Origin of the sequence: Actinokineospora spheciospongiae, from assembly GCF_000564855.1 — a bacterium.
In the GTDB taxonomy this organism is placed as follows: Bacteria; Actinomycetota; Actinomycetes; order Mycobacteriales; family Pseudonocardiaceae; genus Actinokineospora; species Actinokineospora spheciospongiae.
The window spans coordinates 30,880-44,045 of record NZ_AYXG01000212.1 but is presented as its reverse complement, the minus strand read 5'-3'; the positions used below and the strand labels follow the sequence as shown (position 1 = coordinate 44,045).

Genomic DNA, 13,166 nt, shown 5'->3' with positions numbered 1-13,166 from the left:
CCCACCCGCATCACCACACCCCTGACCCACACCACCCCCGGCGAACTGCGCATCTACACCCTCACCTCACCCCACCCCACCACCGCACCCACCGCCTGGACCCTCGAAGCCTCCACCGACGGCACCACCTGGACCACCCTCGACCACCGCACCGACCAAACCTTCCCCTGGCCCCACCAGACCCGCCCCTTCACCATCACCACCCCCGCCCACCACACCCACCACCGCCTCACCTTCCACGGCACCCCCACCCTCACCCAGATCCAACTCCTCGCCCCCTGACCCCCACACCGAACCCGAACTCACCCCCTCCCGGTGAAGCCGGGCCCAAGCACCCGCCCCCCACCAACTACCGCCCCGTCGACCCACCCACCACAGCCTCACCCGCAGGCGCATCCCCCACCGCAGGCTCCGGCGGCACCACCCCACCCAACTCCCGACCCGAATCATTCATCCGCAATACAAACGGCCGCGTCTCCGTGTACCGCACCACCGACACCGACGCCGGATCAACCACGATCCGCTGAAACGAATCCAAGTGCTGCCCCAACGCATCCGCCAACAACGCCTTGATCACATCCCCATGACTGCACAACAACCACACCGCCCGATCACCGAACTCAGCCGTGACCCGCGCATCATGCGCCCGCACCGCGGCCACCGCCCGCGCCTGCACCCCCGCCAACCCCTCACCCCCCGGAAAAACCGCCGCCGACGGGTGCTGCTGCACCACCTTCCACAACGGCTCCCCCAACAAGTCCTTGATCGCCCTCCCCGTCCACGACCCGTAATCCACCTCAGCCAGATCACCCTCCACCACCGGCGTCAACCCCCGAGCCGCCGCCAACGGCTCCACCGTCTGCCCACACCGCAACAACGGCGACACCACGATCCCCCGCAACGGCACCTCAGCCAACCGCTCCACCACAGCAGCCGCCTGCCGCCGACCCGACTCATCCAGGTGAACACCCCCACTGCGACCGGCGAGCACACCGGAATTGTTCGCAGTCGACCGGGCATGACGGAGCAGAACGACAGTGGCCACCCCCCGAGCCTAAAGCCCACCCCTCACGTCGGACTCACGACCCCCGTCGCCAACAACCCGCACAACACCGCACCCAACACGATCCGATACCACACGAACACCATGAAACTGTGCTTCGCCACGTACTTCAACAACCACGCCACACACGCGTACCCCACCACGAACGACACCACCGTCGCCACCACCGTCTGCGCCACCGACGCCTCGAACGGCCCCGAACCATCCGCGGCCACGATGTCCGGGATCGAGAACAACCCCGCCCCGAACACCGCCGGAATCGCCAACAGGAACGAATACCGGGTCGACGCCTCCCGCTTCAACCCCACCAACAACCCCGCCGTCAACGTCCCACCCGACCGCGACACCCCCGGGATCAACGCCAACGCCTGCGCGAACCCCATCGACACCGTGTCCCGCAACGTCAACGTGTCCCGAGCCTGCCGCGCCGTCTCATCCGCCACCGCCAAGAACACCGCGAACACCATCAACACGATCGCCGTGATCCACAGGTTCCGCAAACCCGACTTGATCTGGTCCTGGAACAACACACCCAGCACACTGATCGGCACCGACCCGATGATCACATACCACGCCATCCGGTACTCCGGGGTCCGCCGCGCCCCAGCGCTGAACAAACCCCGGAACCACGCCGCGATCAACCGCCCGATGTCCCTGGCGAAGTAGATCACCACCGCCAACTCCGTACCGAGCTGGATCACCGCCGTGAACGACGCACCCGCATCAGCACCGAACCACAACTCCGACACGATCCGGATGTGCGCCGACGACGACACCGGCAAGAACTCGGTCAGACCCTGAACAACACCGAGCACAAGAGCTTGAAACCAGGTCAACTACCGACTCCCGCGAGATCCAGAGCTTCCACGGCGACCCTCAGGGCCGCCTTGCTTCGCTCCAGATCTTGCAGGATCGGCGAAACCGTCAACGTGGTGACCCCCGACTCCGCCAGGGCCTGCATCTTCTCCGCCACCCGCTCCTTCGGCCCCAACAGCGCCGTCGCGTCCAAGAACCCCAACGGCACCTTCGCCGCCGCCCCCGCGTAGTCCCGCGCCAAGTACAGGTCCTGCACCTCGGCGGCCTCCGCCTCGAACCCCATCCGACACGCCAGGTTGTTGTAGAAGTTCTGCTCCTGACTGCCCATGCCACCCACGTACAGCGCCGCGTACGGCCGCACCAGGTCCGCGGCCTCCCGCCAGTCCTCCCCCACCACCAGCGGAACCGTCGGCACCACGTCGAACCCCTCCAACGTCTTGCCCACCTTCGCCCGCCCCTTGGCGATCAGCTCCAGCGACTCCCGCCCGTGCTCCGGCGAGTAGAAGATCGCCAACCACCCGTCGGCGATCTCCCCGGTCAACTCCAGGTTCTTCGGCCCGATCGACGCCAGGTAGATCGGGATCTGCTCCCGCACCGGGTGCACGGTCAACTTCAACGGCTTGCCCGGACCGTCCGGCAGCGGCTGCACGAAGTGCTTGCCCTGGAAGTCCACCCGCTCCCGCCGCAACGCCGACCGCACGATCTCCACGTACTCGCGGGTCCGCCCCAGCGGCTTGTCGAACTTCACCCCGTACCAACCCTCGGACACCTGCGGCCCGGACACCCCCAGCCCCAGCCGGAACCGCCCACCCGAGAGCGTGTCCAGCGTCGCCGCCGTCATGGCCGCCATCGTCGGCCGCCGCGCCGGGATCTGCAGGATCGCGCTGCCCACATCGATCTGCGTCGTCTGCGCCGCCACCCACGACAGCACCGACGGCGCATCAGACCCGTAGGCCTCGGCGACCCAGGCCACGGAGTACCCCAGCCGGTCCGCCTCCTTGGCCAGCTCGAGGTTCGCGGCGTCGTTCCCGGCGCCCCAGTAGCCCATGTTCAGTCCCAGTCGCACCCCGCAGACATTACCCACCGGTAGCCGACTTCCACCACCGCGTCCTCCGCTGGTCCTTTTTCCCTGTCCCGTTGTCGACCCCTACGCCTGTGTGAACTATCTAATTATCTTGATAGTGAATAGCTTATAGTTAGCTCAAATCAGCACGTTGTCCTGCGGATCGCACACCTCGTAGACACCCGAAACGCCTTGACGACCGAGCCGCCGGCCCGGACTCGGCGCCGATGGCATCGAGCGCCCCACCCGAAGCAACCTCCCGCTGCCGGTCCGCCGCCAGGGGCGAAGCCCTCCCCCGCCGCCCAAGCCGTCCCGCTCCCCCATCACCGCCCGCACCCTGTTCCTCGATGCTGGGCTTCTCTATATGCGTTTCCTCCACTTGGAAACCATCCATGATCTTGATAGTCAATAGTTAATAAACAAACCAGGGAAGCGAACGGCGTCCCACCTGCGCTGACAGGCGATGGAGGCACGCAGAGTGGCGCGGGCCTACTCCAGCCCTAGGCTTCCGTGCCGTGGAGCAACGACACCTCGGGCGCAGCGGGCTGCGCGTGTCCCGGCTCGCCCTGGGCACGATGACCTGGGGCGGGGACACCGACGCGGACAACGCCGCGGCGCAGTTGACCGCCTTCGTGGAGGCGGGCGGCACGCTCGTCGACACCGCCGACGTCTACTCCGACGGCGAGAGCGAGCGCCTGCTCGGCGAGTTGCTCGACGACGTGGTCCCGCGCGACAACGTCGTCCTCGCCACCAAGGCCGTTGCCCGCAGGCACGGCGGTCCGTTCGGCGGCGGCGCGTCCCGCGGTGCCCTGCTCGCCGCGCTGGAGGGCTCCCTCGTCCGGCTCGACACCGACCACGTGGACCTCTGGCACCTGCACGCCTGGGACGACTCCGTGCCGCTGGAGGAGACCCTGTGCGCGGTCGACGCCGCGGTCCGCAGCGGCAAGGTGCGCTACGCGGGCATCTCCAACTACTCCGGCTGGCAGACCGCGACCGCGGCGACCAGGCAGTCCTGCGTCGCCGGGGCGGCGCCGCTGGTGTCCACCCAGGTCGAGTACTCGCTGCTGGAGCGCGGGGTCGAGCGCGAGGTCGTCCCGGCCGCCGAGCACCACGGCATCGGCATCCTGCCCTGGGCCCCGCTCGGTCGGGGCGTGCTGACCGGCAAGTACCGCACCAGCACGCCGCCGGACTCGCGCGGCGCCCGCACCGCCTTCGCCCCGTACGTCGACCACCACCGCACCGAGCGCGCCGCCCGGATCGTGCAGGCGCTGATGACGGCCGCGGACGGGCTGGCCAAGTCGCCGCTGGCGGTCGCCCTGGCCTGGGTCCGCGACCGCCCCGGCGTGGTCGCCCCCGTCGTCGGCGCCCGCGACGCCGCGCAGCTACGGGGTTCACTCAGCTCCGAGGACCTGGTCCTGCCGACCGCGATCCGAGCCGCCCTCGATGACGTCAGCAAGCTGGACATCGGGTACCCGGAACGCCGCCGGGGTTAGACGCGCTCCTGCTCCGGGCAGTCCTCCGGCTCGAAGTACCCGCGCACGTCGGCGCGGTACGCCAGCCTGGTCGCGGCGACGAGCAACGCCACCGCGACCAGGAGCACGCCCAGCTCCCCGGGTCCGGAGAACAGCGCGAACCCGGGGACGAGGGTGACGCAGGCGGCCATCACCGCGGCGAAGCGCGCCCACGCCCGCCCGGCGCGCAGGCTCAGCGCGAACCACACGGTCAGCGCGAGCGGCACGAAGAAGATCGCGAGGTCGTGGCCGCCCACGACGGAGAGGTACGTCATCTGGGCGGCGCTGACACCGGCCCCGGTGACGAGCAGCCCGCAGGCCGCGCGCACCGGGGCGGGCGGGTCGGTGGGGCTCGGGTCCCCGAAGATGGGCAGGTTCGCCGGATCGATCGCCATGGCTGCCTCCTGCGGTCGTGCCTGCTCAGTCGGCCGATCGCACCGCATTGTTACAAGTTGGTCTCAAAGTCCCCCGATCGGGTCAATGCCGGCCTGTGAGATACGCGGTGCGGGGTGTCGTGGCCCGCTCGCCCGGTGTGCGGGATGCTGGGGGGAACGTTCCCGAATCTTCTGCGCGGAGGTCCGAAGTTGCGCCCCCTGGTCGTCGTCGCCCTGGTCGTCAGCACGGGGGCGAGCCTGCTCGCGGGGTGTTCGTCCGACGCCCAACCCACCGACGAGCTGATGCTCTCGTCGAACCCGGTGGCCGCGACCGCCGCCCGCTCCCCCGCGCAGACCAAGACCCCCGCGGGCACCGTGCTGCCGCTCGCGGCCCCGGTGACCGCCGTGGCCACCGACGAGCGCACCCGCACGCTGGCCGTCGCGGTGTCCACTCCCCCGTCGGTCCAGCTCTACGACCTGGACGGGCTCGACGCCGCCCCCCGCTCGGTGGCGCTGCCCGGCCCCGCGACCGCGCTGGCCGTGGCTGCCCCCGGCGGCCCGGTGCTGGCCTCCACGGGCGACAAGAACGCGGTGGTCCGGGTCGACCTGTCCTCGGCGACCGCAACCCCGGCGACCGTGGACGGCGACCCGGTCGCCGCCACCGGCTACCGGTCGGACACCCTGGTGGCCGTCCGTGGCGGCAAGGGCGTCGCGGTCCTGCGCGGCGACGGGGTCCAGCGCGTGATCAGCGGCGGCCTGCTCAGCGCCGACCAGGTCTACGGCGTCGGCGACCGGGCCGTGGTGCTCGACCGCCTGCGCAACGCCGTGTTCCAGCTCGACGTCGCCCAGGGCACCGTCGGCGAGGGCCTGCGTGCGGGCCAGGGGGCCACGAACGGGGTCGTCGACCGGTTCGACCGCGTCCTGGTCACCGACACCCGCGGCGGCGCGCTGCTGGCGTTCTCGGTGGACCCGCTGCTGATGCGGCAGCGCTTCCCGGTCCCCGGTTCGCCGTACGGCATCGCCTACGACCGCGAGCGGGACCTGGTGTGGGTGACGCTGACGGAGACGAACGAGGTGGTCGGTTTCGCGGTGGCGGGCGAGGAGCCCGTGGAGCGCCACCGCTTCCCGACCGTGGTCCAGCCGGACTCGGTGGCGGTCGACCCGGTGAGCGGTCGGGTCGTCGTGGCGTCCGGCACCGGAGGAGGGGTGCAGGTGGTGCAGCCGTGACCGATGAGGACTGGGAGTACATGCCGCTGCGGTTGCCGCCGGGGGTGTCCCGGCTGACCGCGGCCACCCAGCTGTCCATCCACGCGGAGTTCGCCGGGTGGGAGCTGTCGAACGTCCGCCTCTACAGCGACGGCACCCGCAAGGTGGTGCTGCGGCGCAAGCGCCGCAACGTGCCGCTGCCCGGCATCATCACCTGACGCCTCAGCGCGAGGGCTGGTCCTCGACGCCTTCCCACACCGCCTTGGAGCCCGCGTCGCCGACGCGGTAGACCTGCACGCCCGCGGCCACGCCGAAGCCGATGCTGAGCAGCGCGGTCACCACCAGCGCGACCTTCGTCCACGCCGGAGCGGTCCTCGTCGCGGTGACCGCGTCCCCCGGGGCGCCGGGAGCCGGAGTGGACGGTGCGGTCGCCTTGGCGGCGACGGTGTGGACGACCATCAGCGCGAGGATCGACAGGAACAGCGGCAGCACGAAGAAGATCAGCGTGCCGCCGAGTTCGGCGTGCTCCTCGATCAGCGGGTTCTCCGGCAGCTTGCGCTCCAGCCCCTCCCCGCTGCCCGCGGCGACCGGGACCATCGCCGTGCCCACCGCCGCGACCGCCACGACCAGCCACCCGTAGCGCCGCCGGGCCGCGGGCCACAGGGCGATGACGACGGCGCCGAGCACGGCCAGCGGGACGAGCACGACGACCCCGTGCACCACCAGGGCGTGCAGCGGCAGACCGTTGACGAAATCGGGCATGTGCGTACCTCCGTGACAAGGAAACCTCGTCGGGGTGTACGCCGCACCGCCGAACCCGGTTCACCACCCACCGGGAAATCGACCCACCTCACCGCCGCAAGGCGGCCTGGGCAAGTCCCACCAACCGCGGCAGCAACTGCGCGACGGCCTCCAGCGGCAGCATGTGCCCCACACTGGGCAGCACCACCGCCACCCCGTCCCGCGCGGCCCCGGCCAGCGCCTCGGCGTGCGCGGCGGGCACCAACCGGTCCCGGTCCCCCACCATCGCCAGCACCGGCACGTCGGCGGCGACCTCCAGCGCGGCCTCCCGCCCGAACCGGTCCAACCCCGGCCGGAACAGCGCGGCGGTGTCCGGCCAGTGCGCGGTGACCATGTCCGCGACCAGCCGGACGTCGTCCGGGTCGGGGTTCTCCCCCAGCAGCACCCAGCGCAGCCCGACGGTCGTGGCCTTGTCCAACCGGCTGCCGATCCGCTCCCCCAGGATCGCCCGCAGGTCCCGCAGCACCGCCCCCAGCGACCCCGGCCAGGCGACGGAGGTCTCCGCCAGCCAGCCGACCCCGGTGGAGAGGAAGGCCATCCCGGCGAGCCGGTCGGCCAGCAGGTCCCGGTGCCGAGCGGTCGCCGAGGTCAGCACCTGCCCGCCCGCCCCGTGCCCGACCAGCACCAACCGGCCGCGGGGCACCAGGCCGTCCACCAGCTCGACCAGGTCGTCGGCGAGCCGCTCCACCAGCGCGGTCGTCAGGGTCGCCGCCGAGGACTCCCCGTGCCCGCGGTGGTCGTAGGCCAGCACGGACACCGGCCGCTCCGCGGCCTCCGGCAGGGCGTCCACGAGCCGGTGCCACACCCGCCGGTCCAGCGCGAAGCTGTGCGCCAGCACGACGGTGACACCGGCCTCGGGATCTCCCGCCCGGGTGAGGGCCAACTCGGCCCCGTCCCCCAGCACGAAGCGACCGGTGGTCCGCACGTCAGCAGTTGCGGAGGAACCGGTCGAGCACCCGGGTCCCGAACTTCAGCGCGTCGACCGGCACCCGCTCGTCGACGCCGTGGAACAGCGCGGTGAAGTCCAGGTCGGCGGGCAGCCGCAGCGGGGCGAACCCGAAGCACCGCATGCCCAGCGTGCTGAAGGACTTGGCGTCGGTGCCGCCGGAGAGCATGTAGGGGATCGCCTTGGCGCCCGGGTCCTCGGCGGTGATGGAGGCGGTCATGTGGTCCACGAGTGCCCCGTCGAACGTGGTCTCGACCGCGCGCGAGGAGGTGATCCACTCGCGCTCCACGTCGGGCCCGAGGATCTCGTCCAGCTCCCGCTCGAAGGCCGCCTGCCGCCCAGGGAGCACCCGGCAGTCCACGACGGCCTCGGCCACCGAGGGGATCACGTTGGCCTTGTACCCGGCGCTGAGCATGGTGGGGTTCGCGGTGTCCCGGATCGTCGCCCCCACCACCCGGGCCACGGCCCCGAGCTTGGCCACAGCGCCGTCGAGGTCCTCCTCGTCGAACTCCATCCCGGTCAGGTCGGTCATGGCCGCGAGGAAGTCGCGCACCGAGTCGGTCAGCACCAGCGGGAACTTGTGCGTGCCCAACCGGGCCACGGCCTGGGTCAACTTGGTGACGGCGTTGTCCTCGTGCACCATCGACCCGTGCCCGGCCCGCCCCCGCACCCGCAACCTCATCCAGGCGATGCCCTTCTCGGCGGTCTCGATCAGGTAGGCCCGCACCCCGTCCTTGACGGTGATCGAGAACCCCCCGACCTCACTGATCGCCTCGGTGGCGCCTTCGAACAGCTCGGGCCGGTTCTGCACCAACCACCCGGCCCCGTAGTCCCCCCCGGCCTCCTCGTCGGCGAGGAAGGCGAAGATGATGTCCCGCTCCGGAACGATGCCGTCCCGCTTCATCCGCCGAGCGGTCGCCAAGGTCATGGCCACCATGTCCTTCATGTCGACGGCCCCGCGCCCCCACACGTACCCGTCCTGCACCGCCCCCGAGAACGGGTGCACAGACCACTCAGAAGCATCAGCAGGCACCGCGTCCAAGTGCCCGTGCACCAACAACGCCCCCCGAGAAGCATCCCGCCCCGCCAACCGCGCGACGACGTTCCCCCGCCCCTTCGCCCCCGACTCCACATAGGTGGTCTCAAACCCCACCTCCCCCAACTTCTCGGCGACGTACTCCGCCGCCACCCGCTCCCCCACCACGGTCGCCGGATCACCGGTGTTGGTCGTGTCAATCCGAATCAACTCACTGGTGAACACCACCGCCTCCTCCTCGGCGACACTGGTGCCCTGACCCACGGCTGCGTCCCTCTGCTCATGCACCTCGCCTTCCTATCACCCCACCCGCCCCGGTTTGAGCCCCTACCGGCGTGTCGGATACTCTGTAACCACACCGGCGAGGCCTTGACCTCGCAAGTCCGGGTGGCGGAATGGCAGACGCGCTAGCTTGAGGTGCTAGTGCCCTTAACGGGCGTGGGGGTTCAAGTCCCCCCTCGGACACACGCACTATCTACACCGGGGCAGGCCGTCACATCGATGGCCTGCTCTTCTGGTTGGTAGACCATGTTCAAGTCGAGGTTCCGGTACAGCCTGGCCAGCCCAGCAGGCTTGGCGTCTGCCAGGGTGGCGCCGACGTCGCCGAGTGAGTCGATCATGGCGTAGACCTCGGCACGGTCCAGCTCACCCACGGCGGGCTGGTTGTCCATCTCGACCTGTGCGGCCACCCGATCGGCTTGCGCCTGGTTGATCGGCTCGACCAGCGCGGCGGGGTCGACACCGGCCGCGATCGCCTCTTGCAGCTTCCGCAGCCGCCGTTCCGCTTCTGCCTTGCGCGCCTTGGCGTTGCTGGTCCTCGGCGCCTCATGAGCGTCGGACTGGGCACCCATGAGGGTGGCCACGGTGTCATCAAGGTTGTCCGGGTGGAACAACTGCCCGATCCACCCGTTGACCGCCTGAGTCACCGCGTCCTCACGCAGGTTGACCGTCTTCGGGTGGTCGTTGAGTGTCGCCGATCCGGGTGCCATCGTGCGGGCTGTGCACCGGTAGTAGGCGCCGCTGCGGATGGTCGCGCCCTGCATCTTCCGGTGGCACACCCCGCACCGCACGATGCCCCGCAGCAGGTACGTCCGCGCCGAACTGCGCCCACCCCGCTCAGCCTTCCGGGCGGTCGCCAGACCACCACTGGACTTCGACCGGCGCAGCAGTTGGGCTTGGGTGAACAGTTCAACCGACACGATTTCCGGGTGCGCCGGAACCCGGGACCGAACAATCTTGTCCGCAGGCGCCTTCCGAAACAGCGTCTTGTGTCCGGCGCCCACATCGTCCGGGTCAATCAACGTCTCATGTTTCGACCACCGGCCAAATACCGCGTATCCGGTGTATCGCGGGTTCTCCAGAATCGCCCGAATTGTGCTCGCTTGCCACCCGTCCGCGAGTCGGTGCCTGTTCTGATCCGGTCGCCGCGCTGATGGGCATTCGACGCCTTCACTGTTGAGCATGTTGGCGATTGCGCGGTCGCCGTTGCCGTCGAGGTATTCGGCGAAGATCCGGCGAACCACGTTCGCCGATGCGTCCTCGATCGCCAGGACCCGCAGCCGGTAGCCCTCGGCGGCCTTGCGCGGGTTGGGGTGGGTGCCGCCGTCCACGGTGACGTACCCGTACGGCGCCCGCCCGCCCTGGTGGCGGCCCTCGTTGAGGACTTGGGCGTCCATCGCGGCCCGGACGCGGGCTTGGACGTGCTGGCGTTCGGACTCGCTCATGCCCCCGAGCACGCTCATGAGCATCTTGTGCGAGGGGTTGCGGGGGTCGAACCTCCCTCCCAGCTCAGGAATCCACAGTTCAACCCCGTAGGCGGCGAACCTCGGGGCGATCAGCGAGAACTGGTTGCCGAACCAGCACCGCGTCCCCTCACCCACCACCAGCGCGTCCCACCCACGCCTCGGGTTCTTCAACGCCGCGAGCAGTCGCGCCCCGTGGGTGCGCCGCTCCCACGGCACCGACCGGGACTGCCCGATGTCGAAGAACTCCGCCACCACGGTCCCGCCGACCGGCTCCACGAACTTGCGGGCGTTGCCCAACTGCCAGCCGTGCGAGGTCTCCGGGTCCTGGTTGTCCTCGGTCGAGCACCGCCCGTAGAACGCCACATTCCACGACAGGCGCGCGGCCAACTCCGTTTCGACCTCGATGCCCCAGAGGTCATCCAGCGTCGCCCACGGATTCGTCATCTCGATGGTCATGCGTCCCCCTTTCCAAGGTCTCCATAGTCGTCAGTTCGATGAGAATGGCAAGCAGAATGCGGGCAGCGGTCGGGTTCAATCGGGGAAGTTCACCCGGTAGACGCACCCGCACCCGTGTTGCGTCCTGGTCAGCCATCGGCGCTCACCCATGCCCACAGCACCCGCAGCCGCCACATCCCGTCTACCTGCCTACCGCCCAGGTCAGGCCGCATTTCCGCAGGTCTGCCGGAACCTCTACCGGCGCCTACCCGGTAGAGGCCGGTAGGCCCGGTCATGACGAACCCCGGTAGGTGTCCCACGCCGCCGCGAGCGCGTCGCGGCGGTACCCGTTGCGGTTGCGCCGGTCGATCTTGACTTGCACCGGCCGCACCGCCAAGGGCGCCAGCGCCCCGGCCAGTTCGTCCGCCGACCACTCGGTGTACCGGTCGTCAGCCTCGGCCAACCGGGTCAACAGGGTCTCAGTCCACAGCCGATCATCAGCGCCGAACGCGGCCAGTACGTCCCCGACCGCCACCCGGTCGACCGGATCAACCACGGCTGGCTCAGTCCCACCCACGAGAGCGGCCGTCCGGGTCTCCACGTCGATCCGGGGCAGCCCCCGCGCGGCCCGGTGGGTGCCGTTGAGCCGTGCCCGCTCGGCGGGCACCGGCCGGATCTTGTTCAGCACCGGATCGCGCGCCCCGGCCGCGTGCACGTAGCACACCCCGGCGTCCTCGGGCGCCTCCCCGGTGGCCGGGTTGAGCCGGTCCGGGCGCCACCCCTCGGCGCCCATGTTCGCCCCGAGCACCAACCGCACATCCGAGTGACGGCAGGCGTGCATGATCTTCAACGCCGCGATCTCCGCGACGGCAGCCCCGAGGGCGTCCGATGTGGCCTCACTCGCCGCCAACACCAACGTCACCCGCGCCTTGCGTCCCACCCGGATCAGGTCGACCGCCAGGCTCTTCGCCCGGTCGGACAGTCGGGGGTACTCATCGCAAAACACCACCACCGCAGGCCGGTCCGGAGTGGCGTCCCACGCGTCGCCCATGCCCAACCGGGACAGCAGTCTCGGCCGCGCCTGCGCCATCGCCAGCGCTTCGACGAACGCGGCTTCGATCCCCGGCATGTCCCGTTCGGACCGGGCCACGCCTCCACCCAGCACCTCCAGCCCGTTGCCCGCCGGATCGAAGTCCCACACCTGCGCATCCGAGCACGCCGACACCACGTCCGCGAGCGTCCGCATCGTCTGCGACTTGCCTGCGCCAGGCCCACCGATCACCACCCCGTGAACCCCGTAGAGCGAGAGCCGAAGATCCTCCCCACTCATCCGCACCCCGACGGGATGCGACTCACGGATGCTCAACGTCCCCGGTCCGTGGTCGGGTGCCGCCGCCAACCCGGCGAACGGGTCACGTTCGGCCAACCGCAGCACCACCCGCGCCCGCCGCCCCCGATCCGGCGCCGCCAGCACCCCACCTGCGGGCAGGTCCAACGTCGTCTCCAACTCCGCGACCTTGCCCACCAACCCCGCAGGCGTCCCCCGCCGCAGGACAACAGCCGTCTCCCATCCCCACGGCTGCCTGCGGGCGCTCTCCACCGCCCGCAGCTCGATCCCCTCGGCCGCGACCGCCCGCGCCACGCAGTCCGCCGCCTGGGCGCGGGTGTGCGCGTCGGCGATCGGGTACGGCTCATCCGGCCCTGGCACCCCGGCCACCAGTTCATCAGCCCGCACGGTCCGGGGTCGACGTGTTCGCCCCACAGCGGCCAACACCCCCACAACCGCAGCTCCCGACCCCCACCCGGCCACCGGCCCATACCGGTACACCAGTCCGAGCACACCCACCAGCAGCGCCAGGCCCAGCAGGACCACGACCGTCAGCCGCCGATACGCGGTCCGCCGCCATGCGTCCCGCGCGCCCTTCACCCGGTGCGCCCGCACCCCCTCGGTCTCCAGCTCGCGCACCAACGGCCCGAAGTCCCGGTAAGCCAGCACGTACCGGCCCAGACACGCGGCCAACCACCCACCACCGACCACGGCGAGCCCGAGCACCCGCACTAACCCCGGCAACCCGCGTCGGACCGACCACCGCAGCAGCCGCAGCACACCGCGCCAGACCAGCCGTAGCACCAGCCCAGGGGCCACGTGCACAACCCACCCGACCGCATC

Annotated in this window: 13 protein-coding genes and 1 tRNA gene; 5 read left to right on the top strand and 9 right to left on the bottom strand. The window is 70.5% G+C overall.

The features are described from left to right. On the top strand, positions 1–282 hold a 282-nt coding region (locus tag UO65_RS38755; RefSeq protein ID WP_035287879.1), incomplete at its 5' end, for a hypothetical protein. Positions 283–349: 67 nt separating this feature from the next. On the opposite strand, the gene UO65_RS26995 is transcribed toward UO65_RS38755, so the two are convergent. Genes UO65_RS26995 through UO65_RS26985 form a run of 3 tightly spaced genes read right to left on the bottom strand, consistent with a single transcriptional unit; the run spans position 350 to position 2,945 of the window. Further along, the gene (locus UO65_RS26995) at positions 350–1,045 is read right to left on the bottom strand and encodes a histidine phosphatase family protein (protein WP_035287876.1); all 696 of its coding nucleotides are present in this window, start codon (positions 1,043–1,045) and stop codon (positions 350–352) included. A 23-nt stretch (positions 1,046–1,068) separates the two neighbouring features. Next, entirely contained in the window at positions 1,069–1,899 is an 831-nt protein-coding gene (locus UO65_RS26990) for an undecaprenyl-diphosphate phosphatase (protein ID WP_035287874.1), read from the bottom strand. Continuing rightward, positions 1,896–2,945 (bottom strand): LLM class F420-dependent oxidoreductase, encoded by a 1,050-nt coding sequence (locus UO65_RS26985; protein ID WP_035287871.1) that lies wholly within the window; start codon positions 2,943–2,945, stop codon positions 1,896–1,898. Before UO65_RS26985 ends, UO65_RS26990 begins: the two co-directional genes overlap by 4 nt. A 512-nt stretch (positions 2,946–3,457) precedes the next feature. Here UO65_RS26985 and UO65_RS26980 point away from each other — a divergent pair. After that, positions 3,458–4,435 carry an aldo/keto reductase gene (locus UO65_RS26980; RefSeq protein ID WP_035287868.1) on the top strand — a complete coding sequence of 326 codons (978 nt, stop codon included), beginning with the start codon at positions 3,458–3,460 and terminating at the stop codon, positions 4,433–4,435. Here the strand turns inward: UO65_RS26980 and UO65_RS26975 are convergent. Next, entirely contained in the window at positions 4,432–4,848 is a 417-nt protein-coding gene (locus UO65_RS26975; protein WP_035287865.1) for a hypothetical protein, read from the bottom strand. The genes UO65_RS26980 and UO65_RS26975 overlap by 4 nt on opposite strands. Positions 4,849–5,037: 189 nt before the next feature. On the opposite strand from UO65_RS26975, the gene UO65_RS26970 reads away from it, so the two are divergent. Both UO65_RS26970 and UO65_RS37625 read left to right on the top strand, forming a co-directional pair. Next, on the top strand, positions 5,038–6,054 hold the full coding sequence (locus tag UO65_RS26970; RefSeq protein WP_035287863.1) for a YncE family protein: 1,017 nt from the start codon (positions 5,038–5,040) through the stop codon (positions 6,052–6,054). Between the two features lie 20 nt (positions 6,055–6,074). Further along, complete coding sequence (locus UO65_RS37625; RefSeq protein WP_219994448.1) at positions 6,075–6,251, top strand: DUF5703 family protein; 177 nt, start codon at positions 6,075–6,077, stop codon at positions 6,249–6,251. Between the two features lie 4 nt (positions 6,252–6,255). Here the strand turns inward: UO65_RS37625 and UO65_RS26960 are convergent, their stop codons facing one another. From UO65_RS26960 to UO65_RS26950, 3 genes are all read right to left on the bottom strand, one after another. Beyond that, positions 6,256–6,795 (bottom strand): DUF2231 domain-containing protein, encoded by a 540-nt coding sequence (locus tag UO65_RS26960; protein WP_035287858.1) that lies wholly within the window; start codon positions 6,793–6,795, stop codon positions 6,256–6,258. 88 nt (positions 6,796–6,883) lie between these two features. Beyond that, positions 6,884–7,759, bottom strand: a complete 876-nt coding sequence (locus UO65_RS26955) for an alpha/beta fold hydrolase (protein ID WP_035287856.1) — start codon at positions 7,757–7,759, stop codon at positions 6,884–6,886. A 1-nt stretch (position 7,760) separates the two neighbouring features. Beyond that, entirely contained in the window at positions 7,761–9,104 is a 1,344-nt protein-coding gene (locus UO65_RS26950; RefSeq protein ID WP_233427857.1) for a M20/M25/M40 family metallo-hydrolase, read from the bottom strand. Between the two features lie 93 nt (positions 9,105–9,197). Here UO65_RS26950 and UO65_RS26945 point away from each other — a divergent pair. Continuing rightward, positions 9,198–9,281 (top strand) — tRNA-Leu (locus tag UO65_RS26945). On the opposite strand, the gene UO65_RS35115 is transcribed toward UO65_RS26945, so the two are convergent. Then, positions 9,263–11,017 (bottom strand): recombinase family protein, encoded by a 1,755-nt coding sequence (locus tag UO65_RS35115; protein ID WP_084176294.1) that lies wholly within the window; start codon positions 11,015–11,017, stop codon positions 9,263–9,265. The genes UO65_RS26945 and UO65_RS35115 overlap by 19 nt on opposite strands. A 271-nt stretch (positions 11,018–11,288) precedes the next feature. Next, the gene (locus tag UO65_RS33730) at positions 11,289–13,142 is read right to left on the bottom strand and encodes a DUF3631 domain-containing protein (protein WP_152552305.1); all 1,854 of its coding nucleotides are present in this window, start codon (positions 13,140–13,142) and stop codon (positions 11,289–11,291) included. Positions 13,143–13,166: the final 24 nt, after the last annotated feature.

Bases quoted from the DNA above. Each gene is read 5' to 3' on its own strand.
- UO65_RS26975 (WP_035287865.1), bottom strand. From the start codon at position 4,848: ATGGCGATCGATCCGGCGAACCTGCCCATCTTCGGGGACCCGAGCCCC.
- UO65_RS37625 (WP_219994448.1), top strand. From the start codon at position 6,075: ATGCCGCTGCGGTTGCCGCCGGGGGTGTCCCGGCTGACCGCGGCCACC.
- UO65_RS26960 (WP_035287858.1), bottom strand. From the start codon at position 6,795: ATGCCCGATTTCGTCAACGGTCTGCCGCTGCACGCCCTGGTGGTGCAC.
- UO65_RS35115 (WP_084176294.1), bottom strand. From the start codon at position 11,017: ATGACCATCGAGATGACGAATCCGTGGGCGACGCTGGATGACCTCTGG.